Raw genomic sequence first — 22,658 nt, 5'->3', positions numbered from 1 at the left:
TTAGGCGTGAATCGGTAATCCATCGACGGCAAGTGCCGCTTCCTGGAAGGCTTCGCTCAATGCAGGGTGTGGGTGCACAAGTTGTCCCATCTCCCAAGCCGTCGCGTTCAAGACGAGCGCGAGTCCACCTTCCGTGATGAGTTCAGTCGCTTTCGGTCCGACGATATGAACACCGAGAAGGTCATCTGTTTCTTTGTCCGAAACGAGTTTGACGAATCCGTCGGCTTGTCCTTCAATCCGCGCTTTCCCGAGTCCGTTGAATCGATATATCCCCGTCTTCACATCATGTCCGGCATCTTTTGCCGCCTCTTCCGTCAAGCCGACCGAAGCGACTTCAGGAACGCTATATACACAATGTGGGATGAGCGCGTAATCGAGTGGTATCGGTTCAAGTCCAAGAATCGTTTCGACCGCCTTCACGCCTTCTGCAGACGCGACGTGAGCGAGTTGTAATTTTCCGATGCAATCCCCGATTGCGAAGATATGACGTTCTTTCGTCCGATACTGACTATCGACTTGAATGATCCCATTTTCTACGACGATAGAAGTGTTTTGAAGTCCTAAGTCTTCCGTGTTGGCAACTCGGCCAACCGAGACGAGGACACAGTCTACTTGTAACATCTCTTCCCCGACAGCAAGCTCCACTGCATTTTCGTGAATCAATGTTCGTTCAGCGTCGACCGTAACGCTCTTCTTCACACGTACGCCACGTTTTTTCAGTAGACGTTCTACTTCGCGAGAGACCGCCTTATCCTCAAGTGGAAGTAATCGATCTCCTACTTCGATCAACGTCACGTTCACATCTAAATCGACGAGCATGGACGCCCATTCGACTCCGATGACACCACCACCGACAATCGCAATCGATTCAGGTAGTGTCTCAAAATTGAGGAGGTCGTCCGAGTTTAAGATACGTTCGTGATCGAACGGCAATCCAGGAAGTTCACGCGGAATCGAACCTGTTGCGATAATCAATTGGTTTGGCAAGATGAGTTCTGACTCACCGCTTTCATCTTCAACGGATACGGTCCCAGGTTGTGGCGAGAAGATACTTGGTCCAAGGATCGAGGCTTTTCCGTGAAACACTTCAATTTTTCCTTGTTTCATCAAGTGCTCGATTCCTTTTTCAAGACCAGCCACAAGATCACGTTTATACGTTTGGGCTCGTTCCATGTTGAACGTCACACTTCCCGTTTCTACGCCGTACGTTGCCCCCTGTTTCGCCGTTTGATAGACATGGGCAGCTTTTAGAAGAGCTTTCGTAGGGATGCAACCTCTATGTAAGCAGGTGCCGCCTAATTTTCTCGCCTCGACGATTGCGACAGATTTACCAGCCTGTGCAGCCTTGATCGCAGCCACATATCCTCCTGGTCCTCCACCAATGACGACAACATCAAATTCTCGTGCCATGTGTATCCCCCTCATATTCTCTTGCGGTCTCTTCCTTCTCGATGACGCGAAGTGCACCTTCTGCCAAGGCTTTCAATTCATCTTCACCTGGATAAACGTATACCGGTGCGAGGAATGCGACACGCTCTTTAATCTTGTCAGTCAGCCAGTCAGAATAAGCGATTCCACCTGTCAATAAGATGGCATCCACTCGACCACTGAGCGTCGCACCATGTTTTGAAATTTCTTGTGCGACACGATAAGCCATCGTCTCATAAAGGAGTCTCGCCTCATCATCTCCCGATTCCATCCGTTGCTCAATCTCAATCGCATCGAATGTACCGAGGTGTGCGAACAACCCACCTTGACCGACAATTTTCTTTTTCATTTCCGATTCTTTATACCTGGTACTATAACATAGTTCTACCACCTGTCCAACAGGAATTGAGCCTGCCCGTTCTGGAGCAAGTGGTCCATCACCGTCGAGTCCATTATTCACATCGATGACGCGTCCATGCTGATGCGCACCGACTGTAATCCCTCCGCCCAAGTGAGCGACAATCAAATTCAGCTCATTGTAATCGCTTCCATTTTCGGTTGCAAAGCGTTTGGCGACGGCTTTTTGATTCAGGGCATGAAAAATACTACGGCGATTGATGTCGGCCATTCCGGTCTTTCTTGCCAACTCATGCATCTCATCGACAACGACAGGGTCAACGATGAAACTTGGAATTCCTTCAATCTCTCCTATTTTGGATGCAATCAATCCACCGAGGTTGGACGCATGCATTCCGAATCTTCCGCTCGTCAAGTCCTCTCGCATCAAATCATTGACGGTATACGTTCCTGATGTCATCGGTGCAAGCAAACCACCACGACCGACAATCGCGGTCAAATCGTTGACCGCGATGCCAGTCTCTTCTAACAAGGCACGCACTTCTTGCTCACGATGAGGTAACTGCTCAGGAAGGCTGAGACCGGTCACGTCAATCTCATGGCGGACCGTACGTGTCATCACTTCTTCCTTCCCATCAAACAATCCAACTTTTGTCGAGGTCGACCCTGGGTTGATCGCAAGAATTAGCCGTTTTGTCATCTTAGCGTCTCCCTAGAATACTTTTTTCAACTTTAAGGAACTGGCTACGTGAACGTGCCATCATGTGAATCCGTTCTTCGGCCATCTTGTCAGCCGCCACGTGCGTCGGTACTCCATCACGCTCCGCGATTTCAAAGACACGCATCATGTTGTCATAGATGAGTTCGACTTTCTTCATTGCCCGTTCACGGTTGTAACCTTCAAGTTCGTCCGCGACGTTGATGACACCACCGGCGTTGATAACAAAGTCTGGCGCGTAGAGGATCCCGTTCTCGTCAAGCACATCCCCGTGACGATCTTCCGCCAATTGGTTGTTTGCGGCACCCGCAACGATTTGAGCTTTCAATTGTGGAATCGTTTGGTCGTTGATGACTGCACCGAGTGCACATGGAGCGAAAATGTCACACTCGACTGCATAAATCTCATCTGGTTTGACGACCGTCGCACCAAAGTCTGCTTCTGCACGTTTGAGCGCTTCTTCGTTGATGTCTGTCACAATCAAATGCGCGCCTTCTTCGTGGAGGTGACGACATAGGTTGTAGGCTACGTTACCGACACCTTGCACGGCAACCGTCTTCCCTGCGAGTGAGTCTGTTCCGAACTTCCATTTCGCAGCGGCTTTCATACCGCGGTAGACACCATACGCCGTTACTGGCGATGGGTTACCACTTGAACCGAACGCAGGGCTGACTCCTGTGACGTAATCTGTCTCCATATGGATGAAGTCCATGTCAGCAACCGTCGTATTCACATCTTCAGCAGTGATATAACGTCCGCTGAGTGATTGTACGTAACGACCGAATGCACGGAAAAGAGCTTCTGACTTGTCCGTCTTGGCATTCCCAATGATGACAGCCTTCCCGCCACCGAGATTGAGACCGGCTGCAGCATTTTTATAAGTCATTCCTTTTGCGAGACGCAATACGTCTGTGAGTGCTTCTTGCTCTGACTCATAATTCCACATACGAAGTCCGCCGAGTGCTGGACCGAGTGTCGTATCGTGAATCGCAATGATTGCTTTTAGACCAGACGCTTGGTCTTGGCAAAATACGATTTGTTCGTAATCCTCAGATTGTAAGACATCAAAAATACGGAAGCGTGGTTCTGTGTTTGTTTCCATCATGATCAATTCCTCCTGTTAAATACGATTAGTTTTTGGCATGTAACAAAGCGAATGCGAGGGAATAAAGTTTCGCCTCCGCTGTATCGGCACGACTCGTCAATACGACAGGGGCAGATGCGCCAACGACAATCGCCGCAACGCTCGCCTCTGCGAAATACATGATTGATTTATAAAGGACGTTGCCGACCTCTATGTATGGTACGACTAATAAATCTGCTTGCCCCGCCACTTCACTATTGATTCCTTTTTGTTTCGCTGCGACCATATCGACCGCGTTATCAAGGGCGAGCGGTCCATCTACGATACAGCCTTTGATTTGTCCCCGACGATTCATCTGACTGAGCAACGCGGCATCGAGCGTCGCGTTCATCTGCGGATTGACAACCTCAACAGCCCCAATCGCTGCGACTTTTGGCGATTCGTAACCGATGTCATGCATCGCTTCTACCGCATTATGAATGATTTCGACCTTTTCTTCGAGCGTTGGCGCGATATGGATTGCAGCATCGGTCACACCAATCAATTTTTCCCGATTTGGAATTTGAAAGAGTGCGATATGACTGAGCGTCCGGTTCGTCCGAAGACCGGCCTCTCGATTGAGGACGGCTTTCATGAATGTCGATGTCGACACCATCCCTTTCATGAGCACATCCGCCTCTTTGTTTTTCACGGCTAGTGCAGCACGTCTGGCAATTTCTACATCACCTTTTGCATGTAAAATATCGACGTCTGACTCATCGATTCCATACTGTTCACATAACTTTCGGATTTCCCGGGCTTCACCAAATAAAATGAAACGTGACAATCCATGATTCGTGGCAAGTTTTACGGCTCGGATCACTTCTTCATCCGCTGCCCCCGCAATGGATACCGTACAACCCTCTAGTTGTTTTGCGTTCGTCAGCATCCGTTCAAAATTCATCATTGTCCCCCCTTGCTCTCTACACTATAACATAAGCAAGTTTCTTTCCTGAATTGTAAGCGCTTTATTATGCGGATGACCATGCAAATAATTGCTCGCCATGCAGAAAAATTCATGCATTTTACTGCATGGTTTCTAATTTGTTATACAAAGTTCGAATTGAAATTTTTAATCGACGTGCAGCTTCTGACTTATTCCCACCAGTTTCTTCAATCGTTCGTTCAATCAAATCACGCTCATATTTCGCAACCGCCTCATGGAGCGTTCGGGACTCAACGACTTTCTGACTCGGCGTTCGAGGTGATAATTGCAGGTGATGTGGGGCAATCCATTGTTCCGTGCTCGCCATATAAATCATCGCCCGACCAATCACATTCTCAAGTTCCCGGACGTTCCCCTTCCAATGCTGACTTTTTAGGAGCACGAGGGCATCTTCATCCACCCCTTGTACACTCCGACCATACTCTTGATTCAACTTTCGAATGATCCGGTCACAAAGTGCCTCGAGTTCATTCAACCGTTCACGAAGGGGAGGGATATGGATGGGCATTCGATTGATGCGATAATACAAATCTTCACGAAACGCCCCGTCTGCCACTTTCTGTTCAAGATCGGCATTCGTCGCAGCGATGATGCGGACATCGATCGGAATTGCCGTCGTCCCTCCGACTCGTACGATCTCATTTTCTTGAAGGACACGTAGAAGCTTCACTTGGACATCGAGTGGCAGTTCTCCGATTTCGTCCAAAAAGAGCGAGCCACCGTCTGCTTCCTCGAAGTAACCGGTCTTTCCGCCACGCTTCGCACCGCTGAACGCACCATCTTCATAGCCGAACAGTTCACTTTCGAGAAGCGTGGGTGAAATGGCCGCACAGTTTACCCGGATAAACTTTTTGAATTTCCGAGGGGACTCCCCATGAATGGCATGGGCGAACAGTTCTTTTCCTGTTCCCGATTCTCCGCGAATCAATACTGTCACCGGTGTCACAGCTGCCAATTTCGCTTGATCGATGACGAATCGCATCGTATCACTTGTCGCGATGATATCGGCAAACTGATATTTCGCCTCTAGATTTCGAATGCGTGTTTTCGCTTCTTGTAATTCATCACGAAGCGCACGAATTTGAGACACGTCGCGGATGACGCCGACCGAGCCTCGCAATTTTCCCTCAACGATGATCGGTTCGGCATTCACAAGGATGTCACGTCGCGTCGCCCCGATTTGCATCCGGATGTCTCGGACCCCTTGTCCCGTCGATAATACTTTCATATGCACACTCTCCTGCATGCCGATGTCGGCAGTGGCAGGCTTATCGACGACATCCTCTTTTTTAAATCCCGTCAACCGGGTATATGACGGATTGATCAAGATGGTGTTGCCGTGATGATCGGCTACCGAAATCGCTTCACTCGTACATTCGATGATCGCCTCAAGCATCTGTTGATTCTGTTTCAATCGCTCGACAACGATCCGAATAAACTCTCCCGGCAACACAACTGCGTCTTGATAATGATCCTTCAACTCTTCAAACGTTTGATGCTGCCCTGTCGTCTCAATGACAAAGTCTAATGATGCATCCGCATATTTCGTCCAATTATCCGTCACGGCGATGCCATAACTTTTGGCAAGTGCGATCCCTTCAGCTGATGCATCGGAGTCCACGACCGCTACGATCGTAGCAAGCGGAGAGTCCATCAACATGTTCAGGACTTCCGTTCCTCCTTTTCCTGCCCCGACAATCATCAATCGTTTGTTCATAAGAATTCCCCCATCTTTCTCTCTTCTCATCTTCATGCTACTGAATCCGAACATGATGCGCAAGCCGACTAAAAATAGACAGTGTGGAATGACTGAATTTCTGTTAAAATAATGTATGGTAAAGGAGGAGATTGCATGCGTTTCATCGCGCTTCTAATCTTAATCGTCCCTGGTTTACTCGGTGTTTACGGAATCAAATTACTTCGTGATAGCTTCTTTTTGAAGACGAGTGGACCGTTCACATGGATTGATTCACTCGCTGCCGCCTCCATGTTGCAGGGGACGTTCGGACTTCTGCTCGCCATGGGCGGGATCGGATTTGTAGCTGGCTATATATTTAACCGCGACAAAAAAACAGGTAAAGTACAACGACTCGACTCATAAGCGCACAAAAAAAGGTTCCCTAACTTGACTTCATTTCAAGTGCGGAACCTTTTATTCGTATTGAATTGTGATCACTACGGATGATCTCCTTTCCAACTGCTTTACTTCCTTTGACATGAGATCCAACGTCTTCTTAATGAAGAAGTATGAAAGAACTTTAGTAACTGCCGTCTTGCGTGAACGGAACGTTTCCATTCGAGTTACTAACTTTTTTAGTTATCGGATCATGTCCAACCATCCATCGTGAAGTCGAACGCTTGCCATAAACTGTTCAACGGTTGACAACACTCCTTTTGGTTAACTGAACGATTTGTTTTTCCTATACCAACCCCTAGCTTCGAGTTGATGATAGAATCGCCTCGCGAATGAGCGACTGTCGCGACCTCACGTCGGGACATTAACGACTTGAGATGTCGTTCCCACCTCTGAGCTATTGTCGGATAGCGAACCGAGATGATTTTGTTTCTTCAAACATTGCTCCGGAACAAGTTTGAAAAGCGTTCATCTGACGCTTGTCCAAGTAACTTGGTACACCTTTATTATAACAAAACATGCTCGTTTTGCAAGCGCTTTCTTTCATAAAGTAAATAAATTTTTTAATGATTATTTTACAAGAAGGACTAAGCCATCAAACGGCTTAGTCCTTCTGAACGATTCAATTACTTTTAAACGACAAGTAGGTGACGAAATACGAAATGAACTCCGAGTTCTTCGGACTCCGTTCACGCTCAGGTCGCCCTTCAAACATCTCATGGTCGCGCATGCCATTCTCCCACGCCGTCTTGATGGCGTGACGCATCGCCCGCTCTACACGTGACGAAGTCGTATCATGCTCTTTTGCGACCATCGGATACAATTCCTTTGTGATCAATCCGAGCAACTCTTGACGCTCGCGTACGTATATGACAGCTTGGCGGATATACTTGAACCCTTTGATTCGAGGAGAAATGCCAAGCTGTTGGAGCAAGAGCGAAATTTCAATTTCATCTGGAGACATTCCTTCGAATTCGCGATTCGCACCATCCGACAACTCACGAATTTTCGTCAACAGTTGTTGGATATTGAAAGGTTTGACGAGAAAGTAAGAGGCACCCAATTGAACCGCTTGTTTCGTCACTTCATCTTTTCCGAACGCACTCAACATGATCACTTCTGGCTTAGCATCTCCGAGCTCTTCATGTAAACGTTGCAATACTCCGATTCCATCCAAATGAGGCATGATAATATCGAGTAAGAGTACATCCGGTTGGTGTGTCTTGACGACCTCTAAGCATGCTTCACCATCGTGCGCTGTTCCAACGACACGGAGATCAGGCTCAGATTCTAGTTGTCGGCTCAACAAATCGACGATTTCTCGATTGTCGTCCGCAATACATAATGTAATCACTTATGACACTCCTTTGATGAACTTCTGTTTTACTTGCTGTGACATTTCGAGCAACTCTTCAACATGTTGCTTCGTCAAGTCTGTCATTTGAATACCCGCAATCATTCGACCTAGCTCGTCAATCCGGCTCTCACGGTCAAGAGTGGCAACGTTCGTCTTCGTCCGGTCGTTTGTTTCCGTCTTCGTGATGTAAAGGTGTTGATCTGCCATTGCAGCAACTTGCGCTAAATGCGTGATACACAGTACTTGCGAACCGACAGACAGACGGAAGATTTTTTCTCCCATTGCTTGTGCGACACGCCCTGATACTCCTGTATCAACTTCATCAAAGATAATCGATGCGACTCCCACCGTTCGGGAAAAGATTGATTTAAGGGCTAACATGACACGAGAAAGTTCACCACCTGAAGCCACTTTCGCAAGCGGCTTGAACGGTTCCCCAACGTTCGTCATCATATAAAATTCGACATCATCAAGACCGTCTTGTTTTAATGGCGTCGTTCGGAATCGAACTTCAAACGCTGTTTTCTCCATATACAATTCTTTTAGTTCTCGATGGATGTCGTGCTGAAGGGACTCGGCCGCCGCTTTACGTGACGCTGACAGTCGTGCACCTGCCTCTTTTGCAACCGTCTCTAGTCGGACAAGGTCTTCTGACAGTGTTTGCAGCAACTCCTCACGATTCGTCATCGATTTCAATTCATCGGATACTTGTTCCCCGTAAGCGATGACTTCTTCGATTGTCGTGCCATATTTCCGCTTAAGCTGTTGGAACAGCGCTAGACGTGACTCAATTTCATCCAACCGAATCGGATCGAACTCAAGTGAGTCGAGTTGATCCCGCAACTGAAACTTCGCATCTTCGAGCAAATAATAAGCATTCGAGATTGTTTCTGACACGGATGCGAGGGAAGAGGACAATTGAGAAGCTTCTTCCATCTCGCGCATTGCGACCCCGATTTGGTCAAGTCCGTTCGAATCTTCCGCGACCGCCTCATAAGACAGGCGAATGTGTTGATGAATGCGTTCAAAGTTCGCTAATTCATCCCGTTCTTCCATTAACGCCTGTTCCTCACCTGCCTTTAGTTCAGCCGCCTCAATCTCTTTTGTTTGAAACGATAGCAAATCCATGCGTTGTGCAAGCTCTTGTTCGCTTTGACTGAGTCGCTTCAGTTCATCCGCGACTTTTTTCCAGGATGCGTACGCTGTCTGATACTCCTCTAATAGTGGTCCGATTTCCTTTTCGGCATAATGATCGAGAATGCCCAAGTGAAATTCTGAGTCCATCAAGTGTTGATGTTCATGCTGACCATGGATATCGACAAGCAAGCGACCGAATTCACGTAGCGTCGAGAGTGGCATCATCTTTCCATTCACACGGCAGACGCTTTTCCCGCTACTATGTAAGTCTCGGCGCAAAATGACTGTCCCGTCCTCGATTTCAATGCCATATTGTTCGGCCGCCTCAATGACCGGATGATCCGATTCAACCATGAACATTCCTTCGATTTCGGCCTTATCCTGACCATAACGAACGAACTCGCTCGATCCACGTCCTCCAACAAGCAACCCAATCGCATCTAACAAAATCGATTTACCGGCACCTGTCTCACCTGTGAGAACGGTCATGCCCCGATTAAACGGAATGTTTAATTCGTCGATAATCGCAAACTGTTTGATTGATAGTTCTGCCAACATACGTACTTTCACCTCATAACATTCCGAGTAGTCGCTCGATGATTTGCTTCGCTTTCTCCTCATCGCGAGCAATCATGAGAATCGTGTCATCCCCACAAACTGTTCCAATTAATTCATCCCATGACAGATGGTCAATCAAGACGCCGATTGCATCCGCATTACCTGGTAACACTTTCATAACAACCAAGTTTTGAGCTGAGTCGACCGAGACGAAGCTGTCACCGAGGATGCGCTTCATTTTTCCGTATGGGTTAAACCGCTGATCCGCAGGCAAGCTGTATTTGTATCGTCCGTCATTCAAAGGAACTTTCACTAAATGTAACTCTTTAATATCCCGAGATACAGTCGCCTGTGTGACGGGATATCCTAGGCGACGAAGTTCGTCTACTAATTCATCTTGCGTCTCGATTTCACGATTCGTCACGATGTCTCGAATTTTAATCAATCGCTGTCCTTTATTCATAAGCGCTGACACCTCATTCTTCGTTTCACATACACATTATCATTCTAAAGTATTGTCGAAAAAAGGTCTAGCATTCCAGTGGGTATTTCCACCATTCCCCATCTCTTCTTCGTCGATAAGAAAAAGCTACAGACAAATCTGTCTGTAGCCATTGCTTATCCCTTTAGTTTGGCATGTGCCGCATCTACCACGTCTTCGACTCGTAGCGATGGTTCGATCCCGCCTATTCCCGTATAACGGGCGAATAAGAGGAATTCAATATTTCCGTCTCCACCCGTGATCGGGGAGTAATCCAATCCTTCGACGAAGAACCCTTCCGATGCAAAATAGCGAACCATATCACTCGCCACACGCTCATGTACGTCACGGTCTCGCACAATCCCTTTCTTTCCGACGTCGGCTTTACCGGCTTCGAATTGAGGTTTAACGAGCGCCATGACGACCCCTTCTTGCTTTAAAATCGCTTTAAGAGGTGGCACCATGAGACGAAGTGAGATGAAAGAAACATCGATCGTCGCAAAATCCGGTTTGACGGGGAATTGATCGGCTGTCGCATGACGGAAATTCATCCGTTCCATAACGATGACGCGATCATCGCTGCGAAGCTTCCAAGCGAGCTGGTTGTAACCGACATCGACCGCATACATTTGTGTGGCCCCGTTTTGAAGCGCACAGTCTGTAAAGCCTCCCGTAGAGGAACCAATATCAATCCCTACACGATTTTGTACGTCGAGCGGAAATACTTGCAGAGCTTTCTCAAGCTTCAGTCCGCCTCGTCCGACGTACGGTAGAACTTGACCTTTCACTTCAAGAGGGATATCGTCAAACACTTTATCGCCTGCTTTATCCAGACGTTCGGTCCCACTGTAGACAAGACCGGCCATGACGGCCCGTTTCGCCTTCTCTCGTGTTTCAGCGAGACCGCGTTCGACGAGTAGTACATCTAATCTTGTTTTCGTTCTTTTTTCCATAATCCCTCACACATTCTGTCGATTTGTCTCCATCACGAACCGCTCAATCGATTCCGCCATTTGGGCTGGTCGGAGACCAATCTCTTCCAAAAGTTGGTTGACACCGCCGTGCTCGATATATCGGTCTGGAATCCCGAGGCGTTGAATCCGCGGGAACGCTCCTGTTTCATTCGCATGTTCTAACACACTGCTTCCAAAGCCACCTGCGAGTGCCGCTTCTTCAAGTGTCACGAGCGGAATGCCTTCTGCATATAAAGAAGTGAGCATTGCATCATCGAGCGGTTTGATCGTACGACAATTGATGACACGCACACTGAGCTTGCCTTCTAATAATGAACGTACTTCCAAAGCATCTTGAACTTGTGGTCCAAACGTCAAAATGGCGACATCCGTTCCTTCTGCCTCGACTTCCCAATCATCGAGCGAGATTTCTTGGAGCGTATCACTCATCGGCACGCCAATCCCTTCGCCACGAGGGAAGCGGATTGCAATCGGTCCATCATCATAACGAAGCGCTGAGTAAACGAGTTGTTGTAACTCTTCTTCATCTTTCGCCATCAAAATTCGAATGTTCGGTACGTGACGCATGAAGGCGATATCGAATACCCCTTGGTGCGTCTCTCCATCTGCCCCGACAAGTCCTGAACGGTCAATCGTGAATACAACGTTCAAGTTTTGACGACAAATGTCATGGACAAGTTGGTCGTACGCGCGCTGGAAGAATGTAGAGTAAATCGAGACGACCGGTTTCAAACCTTGTGTTGCCTGACCTCCCGCTAACGTTACCGCATGCTGCTCGGCAATCCCGACATCAAACATGCGTTCCGGGAATTTTTTCGTGAAGCAGTCGAGTTTTGAACCGACACTCATTGCAGGCGTGATCAACGTCACCCGCTCATCCGACTCTGCCACTCTCGTGATCGTCTCAGCGACGACTTTCGAATAGCTAGGTCCTTTCGGTTTCCCCTTGATCACTTCACCTGACTCAATCTTGTAAGGTCCTAAACCGTGCCATGTTCCAACACCGTCTAACTCAGCGGGACGGTAACCCTTCCCTTTTTTCGTGATGACATGAACGAGAACCGGTCCATCGATTTTTTTCGCATACTCGAGTGTCTCAAGCAAGTCTTTCAAATCGTGACCGTCTGTCGGTCCAAAGTAAGTGAAACCGAGTTCTTCAAAGAATGTGCCTGGAATGAGTGCAGACTTCAACAAATCTTTTACTCGCTCCCCACTTCGTTCGAGTGAATTGCCGACGAGTGGAATATGCTTGATGATTGATTCCATCTCTTCACGTGCATGCTTCAATTTACGCGACGCACGGATTCGACCGAGCATATTATGCATCGCCCCAACGTTCGGTGCGATGGACATCTCATTGTCATTCAAGATGACGATGACATTCTGCTTCTCGGCACCAATATGGTTCAACGCCTCGAGGGCCATTCCTCCGGTTAACGCTCCATCACCGATGATGGCAATGGCACGATCATTCGCACGTCCCTTTAATTCATTTGCGATTGCAATCCCCATTGCTGCTGAAAGCGACGTCGAACTGTGACCAGTTTCCCATACATCATGTTCACTCTCACAACGTTTAGGGAAACCACACAACCCGTTGTATTGTCGAAGGGTATCAAACTGGCTCGTACGTCCTGTCAAAATTTTATGAACGTATGCCTGATGACCGACGTCCCATACAAATTGGTCTTTCGGACTGTCAAATACACGGTGCAGGGCTAGCGTCAACTCTACAACTCCTAAGTTTGGCGCTAAATGCCCTCCCGTCACTGCCAATTTTTCAATCAAGAATCGTCTAATGTCTGAGCCGAGTGATTCGAGTTCGGTGACAGACATCCTTTTCAGGAATGACGGGTCTTGAATGGATGTCAAGTCCATAATGACCATCCTTTCTCCTCACATTTTACTGATTCGTACCTTACATTTTACAAGAATGTGACGGTAGATGCCACACATTCCCCAAAACAAAGGTGACACGATGTGCTCATCGTGTCACCTGGGTCAATGATTTCGTTTCACCACAAACGCCAACAAGTCTAATAATAGCGGAGCTTGAATCGAAAGCGACTCGATAGCAAAGGTCGCCGCCTCTACTTCTGCATCGAGTGCACGCTTCGCCCCGTCTAATCCGAGCAGTTTCGGATACGTCGTTTTTTCGTTCTCTTCATCCGAACCAACACGTTTCCCGATTGCCTTCTCGTCTCCGACGACATCTAGGATATCGTCTTGAATCTGAAATGCGATGCCAAGGTGTCGGCCGAACTGTTTTAATTGTGTCCGATCTTCCTCTGACACACCGGCCAGGATCCCACCCGCCTCAAGCGCATAGACGAGCAGAGCACCCGTCTTTCGTTCATGAATCGACTGGAGTTCCTGTAACGTGACGTCACTCCGTTTCTCAGCGAGCATATCGTCCAACTGACCGCCGACCATGCCAGAGCTACCAGCTGCTAGACCGAAAACGCGAATGATTTCGACGATTTCTCCAGCAGGGAGCGACATTTGTGTGAGAATGCGAAACGCATCCGTCAAAAGCGCATCTCCTGCTAAAATGGCAGTCGCCTCATCAAACTGTCGGTGATTCGTCGGTCGACCCCGGCGAAGATCATCATCATCCATCGCCGGCAAGTCATCGTGAATGAGCGAATATGTATGGACCATCTCGAGCGTCGCCGCAACCTCGCTACCTCGCTCGAGTGGAACACCGTACGTTTCTAGAACAGCATAGACAAGCGCGGGACGTATTCGTTTTCCGCCCGCTTCTAGAGAATAGACCATCGCATCGCGAAGTCGCGTCGGCATGTCACTCGCCTCAATGAGCGAACGCATCGATTCTTCGACAGTTCGCTTCCACTTGTTCAAATCATCCGTGCGGTTCATGCAGACCCTCCTTTTTCACGAAGGGTACCGTCTAACTCGAGTATTTCGTCCATTTTCTTTTCAGCGGCCGAGAGTTTTGTCTGGCACAAAGCAGATAACCGGACACCTTCTTCATATAAAGTCATCGCTTCCTCTAATGGTACGTCACCAGTCTCAAGTTGAGCGACAATCTGTTCGAGTCGTTCAAGTGCCGCTTCAAACGTCTGTTCTTGTTTCGTCACCAACAATCCTCTCCTTCACTTCAGCGACAGCGTGACCGTCCCGAAAACGAATCGAGATGTCTCCATCGCGTAATTCTTTCACATTTTGCACGTATGCTCCATCTTGTTCAATGAACGTGTAGCCCCGTGATAGGACCGCAAGCGGACTGACCGCATGCAATCTTCCTACCTGTTGTGTAAATTGTCGTTTCGATTGTTCTAATGGTTTTGTCCGACGAAGTCGATCGACCATTTGATTGACCTGTTCTCCTTGTTGCGACAAGGTTTTTGAGAACCGTTTCACATCTAGCTGTTGTGACAACTGACGGAGCTTGTGAGTCGCTTCTGAAAGATGTCGTTTCATCCCTTGCTCGAGGCGGATTTCCGACTGAGCAAACCGTTCTCGCTTTTGAGAAATCGTATATCGTGGCGATTTCAAGCCATAACTGTTAATCATCCGATCTACACGGTTCCGAGAATCATCGAGTTGAATCCTGACGGCTTTATGCAGATGGGTGTCTAGACGCTCTACATCTTTCCGCTGGGCGTCAATCATCGCTGTGGCGAGTTCGGCCGCCGCTGTCGGAGTTGCGGCCCGAACATCTGCGACAAAATCTGCGAGCGTATAATCCGTCTCGTGACCGACAGCAGAGATGATCGGGATGGTCGACGCATAGATGGCTTCGACCACTACATCCTCATTAAACGCCCACAATTCCTCAATCGAGCCGCCACCACGGCCGACGATGAGCACATCACAGTCGGTCCGTTCATTCATCCACCGAATGGCAGATGCCACTTGTGGGGCAGCCATTTCGCCCTGTACAGCCACAGGGGCGAATGTGATGGCAACGTGGGGCGCACGACGCCGAAGTGTGGTCGCGATATCATGTAACGCTGCCCCTTTCGGAGATGTGACAATTCCGATCCGCTCAGGAAACGTCGGAAGGAGTTGTTTTCGGTCTACATCAAACCAACCCTTCTCCTCAAGTTCACGTTTTCTCGCCTCATACTGTTCATATAATAAACCGATTCCGTCTTGACGCATCAGTTCGACGTACAATTGAACGTCACCGGTCGCTTCATACATAGTCACTCTTGAGACGGCGATGACCTTCATTCCATCTTTCGGTTCGAATTGAAGCTGTTTCGCATCTCGAGAGAACATGACGGCTTTCATGCGGGACGCATCATCTTTCAAGGTGAAATAACAATGACCAGATGAATAGCGTTTAAAATTCGAGATCTCACCGATGACCGCGACTTGTCGAAGCAAGACATCATCATCGAGTTGTCGCTTCACATATCGAACAACTTCGGAGACCGGAAGTGGATTAGCCACGTGACGCTACCTCGACCGTGTTGTGCATAAGCATCGTGATCGTCATTGGACCGACACCGCCAGGAACCGGTGTAATCGCACTCGCCTTCTCTTTAACGGCCTCATAGTCGACGTCGCCAACGAGACGACCTTCGACACGGTTGACGCCGACGTCGATGACGAGCGCACCAGGTTTGACCATGTCCGCAGTAACGAGACTTGCACGCCCAACTGCGACAATTAAGATGTCAGCCTGTCGTGTCATTTCTCCAAGGTCTTTCGTTTTCGAGTGACAGTACGTGACCGTAGCAGACTCATTCAAGAACAACATGCCGACTGGTTTTCCGACGATTTGACTGCGACCGACGACCACGACGTGTTTCCCAGCGATCTCAGTTTGTGTCTTTGCGAGATGCAAGATGCCGTGTGGTGTACATGGAAGCAACGTATCAAGACCGAGCATCATCTTTCCGACGTTCTCAGGATGGAAGCCGTCTACATCCTTTTCAGGAGAGATGCGCATGATGACTCGTGATTCGTCAATGTGTTTTGGTAGTGGAAGTTGCACGAGAATCCCGTGTACTTCCTCATCCTCATTCATCAAGTCAATCAAGTCGAGCAATTCTTTCTCGCTAATCGTCTCATCAAAACGGAGCACTTGCGAATCGATTCCGATTTCTTGTGCTGCCCGTTCTTTCCCGCGTACATAGCTATGACTTGCTGGGTCATCCCCAATCAATACTACTTTCAATTTCGGTACGATGTTGCGTGCACGAAGTGCTGTCACACGCTCTTTTAACGTTTCTCGATATGATGCTGCCACTTGTTTCCCGTCGATCACTACTGCCATCTCTCTCATCCCCCGTTGTCTTTAGGTTTTTCTGTAGTTGGTCTGGTGTCTTATCTCTATTTTTTAGTCTTCTTTAATAATGTTGCCGAGTACGCCGTTCACGAGCTTACCGGCTTCTTCGTCTCCGAACGATTTCGCGAGTTCGACCGCCTCGTTGATGGTGACGTTCTCCGGAATCGTTTCAACGTATAACAATTCAAACGTCGCCATTCGTAAAATCGTACGTTCGACATTCCCTAGGCGATCCAAGCGCCAGTTTTTCAAGTTTTCGACGAGCAAGGCGTCGATATCCTCTTGATGCTCTAGCGTTCCTGTGACGAGTTGTTCGTAAAACGGATCAGACTCTTGCCCGTCCAATGCGAATTCGATAGCTTCGTCCACCTCTAATTTAGATACTTCGATTTGAAAAAGCGTTTGAATCGCTTTCTCTCGTGCTTCATGACGTTTCATTCAGTTACTCTCCTTTTACATGCTTTCATTGTGATAGTTTAGCATAAAGCACTCATAAATTCAGTACAAAAAACCAGGAAGCCGAAATAATGTTCGGGCTTCCTGGTTGTTGTTATTTCGCCAATGACATTTCTTTTTCGACAAATTTCGTGTCGAATGTGCCGATTCGGAACTGCTCGTGTGCCATCACTTGCTGATGGAACGGAATCGTCGTTTTGATTCCTGAAACCGTAAACTCGTCCAAAGCGCGCAACATCTTCAAAATCGCCTCGTCACGCGTCGGTGCGTGCACAATCAACTTGGCGACCATCGAGTCATAAAACGGAGGAATCATCGCTCCTGCATATAGACCGCTGTCCACCCGAACGCCCATACCACCTGGGACGATGTATTGATCGATTTTCCCTGCCATCGGACGGAAATCCATGAACGGGTCTTCTGCGTTGATCCGGCATTCAATCGAATGCCCAGAGAACGTGATGTCTTCTTGAGAGATGGCGAGCGGATGCCCGAGTGCCACTTCTAATTGTGCTTGCACGAGATCGAATCCGGTGATCATCTCCGTGACCGGGTGCTCGACTTGAATCCGCGTATTCATTTCCATGAAATAGAACTCATTGGATTCTGGAACATAGATGAACTCGATTGTCCCCGCTCCAGAATATTGAATCGCTTTCGCCGCTTTGACTGCCGCATCTCCCATCATTTGACGTGTTGCTTCGTCAATCGCAGGTGATGGCGCTTCTTCAACGAGCTTCTGCATCCGTCGTTGAATCGTGCAATCACGCTCGCCTAAATGAATCACATTCCCGAATTGGTCAGCGAGAACTTGCACTTCTACGTGACGGAACGACTCGATAAATTTCTCGAGATACACGTCTCCGTTACCGAACGCCTGCTTCGCCTCTTTGCGTGTAGCGACCAACCCTTGGATGAGTTCGTCTTCGTTTCGGGCGACCCGAATACCGCGTCCCCCACCACCTGCCGTCGCCTTGATAATGACCGGATAGCCCATCTCGCGCGCGAGTTCTACGGCCTCTTCATCCGTGACGACACCGCTAGAACCCGGGACGACCGGCACACCTGACTCAATCATCGTTCGTTTGGCCTCATCCTTGATTCCCATCTTGCGGATGGCATAGCTACTCGGCCCGACAAATTGGATGCCACACGCCTCACACATCTCGGCAAATTCAGCATTTTCAGCTAAAAATCCGTATCCAGGGTGCACCATCGTCGCGTCCACGGCACATGCGACCGACAAGATGTTTGGAATGTTCAAATACGAGTCTTTGGACGGATTTGGTCCAATACAGTATGCTTCGTCGGCCAAATGAACATGTAATGCTTCACGGTCTGCTTCTGAAAAAACAGCGACCGTCGGAATATTCAATTCTTTTGCAGCACGTATGATTCGAACCGCGATTTCTCCACGGTTAGCGATTAATAATTTCATAACGACCTCACTTCACGCTGAAGAGCGGTTGACCGAATTCGACGAGATCGCCATCTGCGACGAGCACTTCTACGATTTCGCCACTGATTTCCGCTTCGACATCGTTAAACAGTTTCATCGCCTCTAGAATACAGACGATTTGTCCTGACTCCACTCGATCACCTACGTTGACGAAGGCTTCTTTATCCGGAGCTGGACGGGAATAAAACGTTCCGACCATTGGAGAGGTGATTGTACGGTAAGACGCTTGTTCTGGCGTCGATTGTTCTTTATGTTCTTCTGCTTGAGCAGCAGGCGCAGGTGGCGCGATTGCTTGTGTCTGCATCACAGGCGCGCTCATGACCGCTTGCGCTTCTTTCTTTAATGACAGTTTGAAATCAGATGTTTCAAGCTCCATTTCATGAACCGTTGATTGGTCCAATAGTTGAATGAGCTCTTTGATTTGATCGATTTGCATCTTTCTTACCCCCTGTTTATACCTGGTACTAATCTCCTCTTCACTATAACTGGTCAGACCAATGAATGCAACGAGAAAAAAAGAGTGCCCATTCATTCGAATGAACACTCTCTCAGATTAACCGTTGTAACGACCCATGAACTCTCCAGTACGTGTATCAACCGTCACTTTTTCACCTGGCTCGATGAAAAGTGGTACTTGAATCACATGACCTGTTTCAACTGTCGCGTTTTTCTTCACGTTCGATGCTGTGTCCCCTTTGACGCCTGGGTCTGCTTCGATGATTGTCAACACCACGCTCGTCGGAAGCTCGATTCCAAGAATCTCACCATTGTAGTCCGCGATACTGACTTCCATGTTTTCAAGCAAGTAAGGAAGCGCTGCTTTCACTTGTTCACTCGTCAACTCAAGTTGCTCGTATGATTCATTGTCCATGAAGACATACGTGTCGCCCATTGGATAGAGATATTGCATACGCTTACGCTCGATGTGCGCACGCTCGATTTTTTCTCCGCCGCGGAACGTTGTTTCTTGGATCGCTCCGTTGCGCAAGTTACGCATTTTTGTACGAACGAATGCTGCACCTTTACCTGGTTTTACGTGTTGGAATTCGATGACTTGCCAAATCGAACCGTCAGATGTTTTGACTGTCAATCCTGTTTTTAAATCGTTAACTGATACCATGTTGATTTCCTCCTAAATTCAGACGAGACTCAAGCCTCAATCGTAATTAACTCTTTTGGCGACTGCGTCAGACGGTAACATCCGTCTTCCGTAACGACGACATCGTCCTCAATTCGGCAACCGCCGACACCGTTAATGTAAATACCCGGTTCAATCGTGACGACCATCCCTGGCTCGAGTACTGTTTCCGAGCGGAATGATAATCCAGGTGCCTCGTGCACTTCCATGCCAAGACCATGACCTGTCGAGTGGCCGAAGTATTCACCATATCCTGCTTCTTTGATAATGTCTCGTGTCAATGCGTCAGCTTCAATCCCTGTGATGCCAGCACGTGTACCTTCCACACCAGCGAGTTGGGCACGAAGCACTGTGTCATAGATTTGACGCAACTCGTCCGAAATCGGTCCGACCGCGAGTGTACGCGTAATATCTGAGCAGTACCCTTTATAGTAAGCACCAAAATCAAGTGTGACAAGTTCGCCAGATTCGATGACCTTATCGCTCGCAACGCCGTGCGGAAGTGCCGAGCGGAGACCAGAGGCAACAATCATATCGAACGATGACGAATCAGCACCTTTTGAGCGCATGAACATTTCGAGTTCGTTTGCGACTTCTCTCTCGGTACGACCCGGACGAATGAATGTCTGGATATGTGCATACGCTGCATCAGCGATTGCCGCAGCTTCCTTCATAATCTTAATCTCTGATTCATCCTTAATCAAGCGCAGTTTTTCAACGATTCCAGACGTCTCGATCAGATTTGCATCCACTTCTTTTTCATAAGCGCGATATTGACCAACTGTCATCGCGTCTTGCTCGATTCCAAGGCGTGCGATTGACTCACGTGACACAACATCTGCTACCGATTTGATGAGTGACGTATCAAGTTCAATGATGTCATACCCATTTACTTGATCGTTCGCCTGTTCCGTGTAACGGAAGTCTGTGATAAAGCTTGCAGATTTCGCCGTGATGACGATCACACCGCTTGATCCAGTGAAGCCTGATAAGTAACGGATGTTCTCTCGTTTTGTGACGAGCAATGCGTCAATCTCGTTTGCCTCTAACTGTGATTGCAGTTTGTATACGCGTTCAATCATGTCGATTCCTCCAATGTTCGATTAGTGCATGCAGTGCCAACGTGTAACTCGTCAGCCCGAAGCCGGTAATGACACCTAAACAAACGCCTGCGAGTTTTGACTCGTGGCGAAATGTTTCTCTGGCATGCACGTTCGAGATATGTACTTCAACGACCGGGGCAGCGATTGCAGATATGGCATCGCGAATCGCGATCGATGTATGCGTATAAGCACCCGCGTTCAAAATGACACCATCATAGTCGTAGGCATCATGTAGCGCATCAATCAACGCTCCTTCGTGATTGGATTGAATGAAAGTGAGTTCGACGTCATCCGGTGCAGCAAGCATCATTTCGGCAGCTAGACCTTTTAACGACACGTCCCCATACACGTCCGGTTCACGGCGACCCAATAAATTTAAATTCGGACCATTCAACACTAGAATCTGCAATCTTCTTCCCCCTCGTTCGTCAAGTCTTATCTATTGTAACAAATTTATCGAAAGAACGTGAATCGAGCCTTCCGCCCTTTCGTTTTTTTTATAAATCGCGGTATAATTCAAGTACAACTCTGTAAGAATCGAGGAAAGTGAATGAATTCTAAACCAAACATTCCTGTCGGAGGACAGGCACTCGTGGAAGGCGTCATGTTCCAAGGCCGCTCCGAGAGCGCATCCGCCATTCGGCGAAAAGACGGTTCCATCGAAACGTTCGAGCAAGCGCGCATCCTCGTCCCGTGGGTCCAATCGTTGAAAAAGGTACCGTTTTTGAGAGGGATTGTCGCCTTATATGAATCCTTGAAGAACGGATCAGCGCATATGAATTTTGCAAGCGATCGTTATGACGTCGACCCGAGTGAAGATGTCAGTACGAACGAGGAACAGAAGCAAAGCATGTGGATGATTGCCTTCATTGCCATCATCGGTGTGATTTCTTATGTCTTTGGGAAGTTGATTTTTAATGTGACCCCAGCTCTTCTTGCCTCGATGTTTCAAGACGTGCCGTTATTTTCCGGACACGTGGTTCAAAACCTCCTTGAAGGGGGAATAAAATTAGTACTGTTGCTCAGTTACCTCTATCTGATATCATTGACGCCACTCATTAAACGCGTCTTCCAATATCATGGGGCTGAACACAAGGTCATCAACTGTTATGAGTCCGGACGTCCGATTACGGTCGAACAAGTTCGAAAGAGCTCACGTCTTCATTACCGTTGTGGGTCGAGTTTTATTTTGTTCACTGTTTTCGTCGGGATTGGCGTGTATATGATTGTCCCAATTGATCCACTTTGGCTACGACTCGTCAGCCGAATTGCGCTCTTACCTGTCGTCATCGGAATCTCATTTGAAGTCCTACAATTCACCAACCGTTTCCGTGAACATCGCTTTCTTTCATTCCTCGGAAAACCGGGTCTGTCACTCCAGCTATTGACGACTCGAGAGCCGAGCGATGAACAGATTCAAGTCGCAATCGAAGCATTCGAGACATGGGAACGTAAAGAGTTAGGAGAATCGGTCATTCATAGAGAGGGATAAGAGGAGGAAGCACCATGATCAGACAACGAATTGGTTCAACCGCTGCAACAATCGTGTTTATCTTAGGCTTCATCGGGGTCGGGCATATGCTCGCCACCGATCCCGGTCGATTGTTTAGACAATTGTTGTTCATCGGGATATTCGGGTTAGTCTTTTATGTGATCTACCACGTTTTCATCGGACGACGTATGTCCCCAGAGGATATGCGCTATCGTAAAACCGCTCAAGCCTCTAAGAAACGGATGCAAGGGAACCGTGGACCTCAAGTCAAACCTTCCGCATCCGTGAAGAATAAGAAACATAAGAAGCCGGGTTCGAATGTCACGAAGTTGTCCAAACGATCGAACGGACATCGAAGCAATCCCCCGCACCTCACCGTGATCGAAGGAAAAAAAGGGAAGAAGAAAAAGAAAGCCAACATGTAAAAAAGGAGCGCCGCGGCGCTCTTCAGGCTGTTGACGAACCAAATCGCCACGTGCGATTTGGTTCGTCTTTTTTTATGTCCAACGAGCTCGAGGCGCTCTGCCCGACAAA

At 48.2% G+C, this 22,658-nt stretch carries 23 protein-coding genes; 3 read left to right on the top strand and 20 right to left on the bottom strand.

The features are described from left to right. From lpdA to KNO92_RS13915, 5 genes are all read right to left on the bottom strand, one after another. The gene (lpdA, locus tag KNO92_RS13935; protein WP_214761802.1) at positions 1 to 1,410 is read right to left on the bottom strand and encodes a dihydrolipoyl dehydrogenase; all 1,410 of its coding nucleotides are present in this window, start codon (positions 1,408 to 1,410) and stop codon (positions 1 to 3) included. Beyond that, positions 1,394 to 2,485: a butyrate kinase gene (gene buk / locus KNO92_RS13930; RefSeq protein WP_214692926.1), complete on the bottom strand. Its 1,092-nt coding sequence runs from the start codon at positions 2,483 to 2,485 to the stop codon at positions 1,394 to 1,396. The genes lpdA and buk overlap by 17 nt, the downstream gene beginning before the upstream one ends. A gap of 1 nt (position 2,486) precedes the next feature. Further along, complete coding sequence (locus KNO92_RS13925) at positions 2,487 to 3,608, bottom strand: Glu/Leu/Phe/Val family dehydrogenase (protein WP_214692928.1); 1,122 nt, start codon at positions 3,606 to 3,608, stop codon at positions 2,487 to 2,489. Between the two features lie 25 nt (positions 3,609 to 3,633). Next, positions 3,634 to 4,530 (bottom strand): phosphate butyryltransferase, encoded by an 897-nt coding sequence (gene yqiS / locus KNO92_RS13920; RefSeq protein WP_214692930.1) that lies wholly within the window; start codon positions 4,528 to 4,530, stop codon positions 3,634 to 3,636. Between the two features lie 121 nt (positions 4,531 to 4,651). Beyond that, positions 4,652 to 6,289 carry a sigma 54-interacting transcriptional regulator gene (locus KNO92_RS13915; RefSeq protein WP_214692939.1) on the bottom strand — a complete coding sequence of 546 codons (1,638 nt, stop codon included), beginning with the start codon at positions 6,287 to 6,289 and terminating at the stop codon, positions 4,652 to 4,654. Positions 6,290 to 6,424: 135 nt separating this feature from the next. Here KNO92_RS13915 and KNO92_RS13910 point away from each other — a divergent pair, with 135 nt between their 5' ends. Then, entirely contained in the window at positions 6,425 to 6,673 is a 249-nt protein-coding gene (locus tag KNO92_RS13910) for a DUF2627 domain-containing protein (RefSeq protein ID WP_074033291.1), read from the top strand. A gap of 655 nt (positions 6,674 to 7,328) precedes the next feature. Here the strand turns inward: KNO92_RS13910 and spo0A are convergent. The 15 genes from spo0A to aroQ form a co-directional block, all read right to left on the bottom strand. Then, positions 7,329 to 8,060 (bottom strand): sporulation transcription factor Spo0A, encoded by a 732-nt coding sequence (gene spo0A / locus KNO92_RS13905; RefSeq protein WP_214692941.1) that lies wholly within the window; start codon positions 8,058 to 8,060, stop codon positions 7,329 to 7,331. After that, positions 8,061 to 9,758 carry a DNA repair protein RecN gene (gene recN, locus KNO92_RS13900; RefSeq protein ID WP_214692943.1) on the bottom strand — a complete coding sequence of 566 codons (1,698 nt, stop codon included), beginning with the start codon at positions 9,756 to 9,758 and terminating at the stop codon, positions 8,061 to 8,063. It lies immediately after the preceding gene. A 13-nt stretch (positions 9,759 to 9,771) separates the two neighbouring features. Then, a complete protein-coding gene (gene ahrC / locus KNO92_RS13895) occupies positions 9,772 to 10,221 on the bottom strand; it encodes a transcriptional regulator AhrC/ArgR (protein WP_074033294.1) in 450 nt (149 codons plus the stop codon). Between the two features lie 155 nt (positions 10,222 to 10,376). Next, entirely contained in the window at positions 10,377 to 11,192 is an 816-nt protein-coding gene (locus tag KNO92_RS13890) for a TlyA family RNA methyltransferase (RefSeq protein ID WP_214692950.1), read from the bottom strand. A gap of 6 nt (positions 11,193 to 11,198) precedes the next feature. Further along, entirely contained in the window at positions 11,199 to 13,091 is a 1,893-nt protein-coding gene (dxs, locus tag KNO92_RS13885; RefSeq protein WP_214692955.1) for a 1-deoxy-D-xylulose-5-phosphate synthase, read from the bottom strand. A gap of 123 nt (positions 13,092 to 13,214) precedes the next feature. Then, positions 13,215 to 14,093, bottom strand: coding sequence for a polyprenyl synthetase family protein (locus KNO92_RS13880; RefSeq protein ID WP_214692961.1), 879 nt, complete (start codon positions 14,091 to 14,093; stop codon positions 13,215 to 13,217). Then, complete coding sequence (gene xseB / locus KNO92_RS13875) at positions 14,090 to 14,314, bottom strand: exodeoxyribonuclease VII small subunit (protein WP_074033298.1); 225 nt, start codon at positions 14,312 to 14,314, stop codon at positions 14,090 to 14,092. The genes KNO92_RS13880 and xseB overlap by 4 nt, the downstream gene beginning before the upstream one ends. After that, positions 14,289 to 15,635 carry an exodeoxyribonuclease VII large subunit gene (gene xseA / locus KNO92_RS13870; RefSeq protein ID WP_214692963.1) on the bottom strand — a complete coding sequence of 449 codons (1,347 nt, stop codon included), beginning with the start codon at positions 15,633 to 15,635 and terminating at the stop codon, positions 14,289 to 14,291. Before xseA ends, xseB begins: the two co-directional genes overlap by 26 nt. After that, positions 15,628 to 16,464, bottom strand: a complete 837-nt coding sequence (gene folD, locus KNO92_RS13865) for a bifunctional methylenetetrahydrofolate dehydrogenase/methenyltetrahydrofolate cyclohydrolase FolD (RefSeq protein ID WP_214692965.1) — start codon at positions 16,462 to 16,464, stop codon at positions 15,628 to 15,630. The genes xseA and folD overlap by 8 nt, the downstream gene beginning before the upstream one ends. A gap of 63 nt (positions 16,465 to 16,527) precedes the next feature. After that, positions 16,528 to 16,914, bottom strand: coding sequence for a transcription antitermination factor NusB (nusB, locus tag KNO92_RS13860; RefSeq protein ID WP_214692966.1), 387 nt, complete (start codon positions 16,912 to 16,914; stop codon positions 16,528 to 16,530). Between the two features lie 112 nt (positions 16,915 to 17,026). After that, positions 17,027 to 18,370 carry an acetyl-CoA carboxylase biotin carboxylase subunit gene (gene accC / locus KNO92_RS13855; RefSeq protein WP_214748033.1) on the bottom strand — a complete coding sequence of 448 codons (1,344 nt, stop codon included), beginning with the start codon at positions 18,368 to 18,370 and terminating at the stop codon, positions 17,027 to 17,029. Positions 18,371 to 18,377: 7 nt separating this feature from the next. After that, positions 18,378 to 18,827 carry an acetyl-CoA carboxylase biotin carboxyl carrier protein gene (accB, locus tag KNO92_RS13850; RefSeq protein ID WP_214692970.1) on the bottom strand — a complete coding sequence of 150 codons (450 nt, stop codon included), beginning with the start codon at positions 18,825 to 18,827 and terminating at the stop codon, positions 18,378 to 18,380. A 117-nt stretch (positions 18,828 to 18,944) separates the two neighbouring features. Next, positions 18,945 to 19,511: an elongation factor P gene (efp, locus tag KNO92_RS13845; protein ID WP_214692975.1), complete on the bottom strand. Its 567-nt coding sequence runs from the start codon at positions 19,509 to 19,511 to the stop codon at positions 18,945 to 18,947. A gap of 29 nt (positions 19,512 to 19,540) precedes the next feature. Then, complete coding sequence (locus KNO92_RS13840) at positions 19,541 to 20,608, bottom strand: M24 family metallopeptidase (RefSeq protein ID WP_214761806.1); 1,068 nt, start codon at positions 20,606 to 20,608, stop codon at positions 19,541 to 19,543. Further along, complete coding sequence (aroQ, locus tag KNO92_RS13835) at positions 20,604 to 21,041, bottom strand: type II 3-dehydroquinate dehydratase (protein ID WP_214761800.1); 438 nt, start codon at positions 21,039 to 21,041, stop codon at positions 20,604 to 20,606. The genes KNO92_RS13840 and aroQ overlap by 5 nt, the downstream gene beginning before the upstream one ends. Positions 21,042 to 21,182: 141 nt before the next feature. On the opposite strand from aroQ, the gene KNO92_RS13830 reads away from it, so the two are divergent. After that, positions 21,183 to 22,124 carry a DUF1385 domain-containing protein gene (locus KNO92_RS13830; RefSeq protein WP_214748024.1) on the top strand — a complete coding sequence of 314 codons (942 nt, stop codon included), beginning with the start codon at positions 21,183 to 21,185 and terminating at the stop codon, positions 22,122 to 22,124. 14 nt (positions 22,125 to 22,138) lie between these two features. After that, positions 22,139 to 22,549, top strand: coding sequence for an SA1362 family protein (locus tag KNO92_RS13825; protein WP_214761798.1), 411 nt, complete (start codon positions 22,139 to 22,141; stop codon positions 22,547 to 22,549). Positions 22,550 to 22,658: the final 109 nt, after the last annotated feature.

The sequence above is a fragment of the Exiguobacterium sp. s129 genome (assembly GCF_018617585.1).
Taxonomy (GTDB): domain Bacteria; phylum Bacillota; class Bacilli; order Exiguobacteriales; family Exiguobacteriaceae; genus Exiguobacterium; species Exiguobacterium aestuarii_A.
Note: the sequence above shows the minus strand (reverse complement) of the source record. Positions and strands in the feature narration are given on the sequence as shown.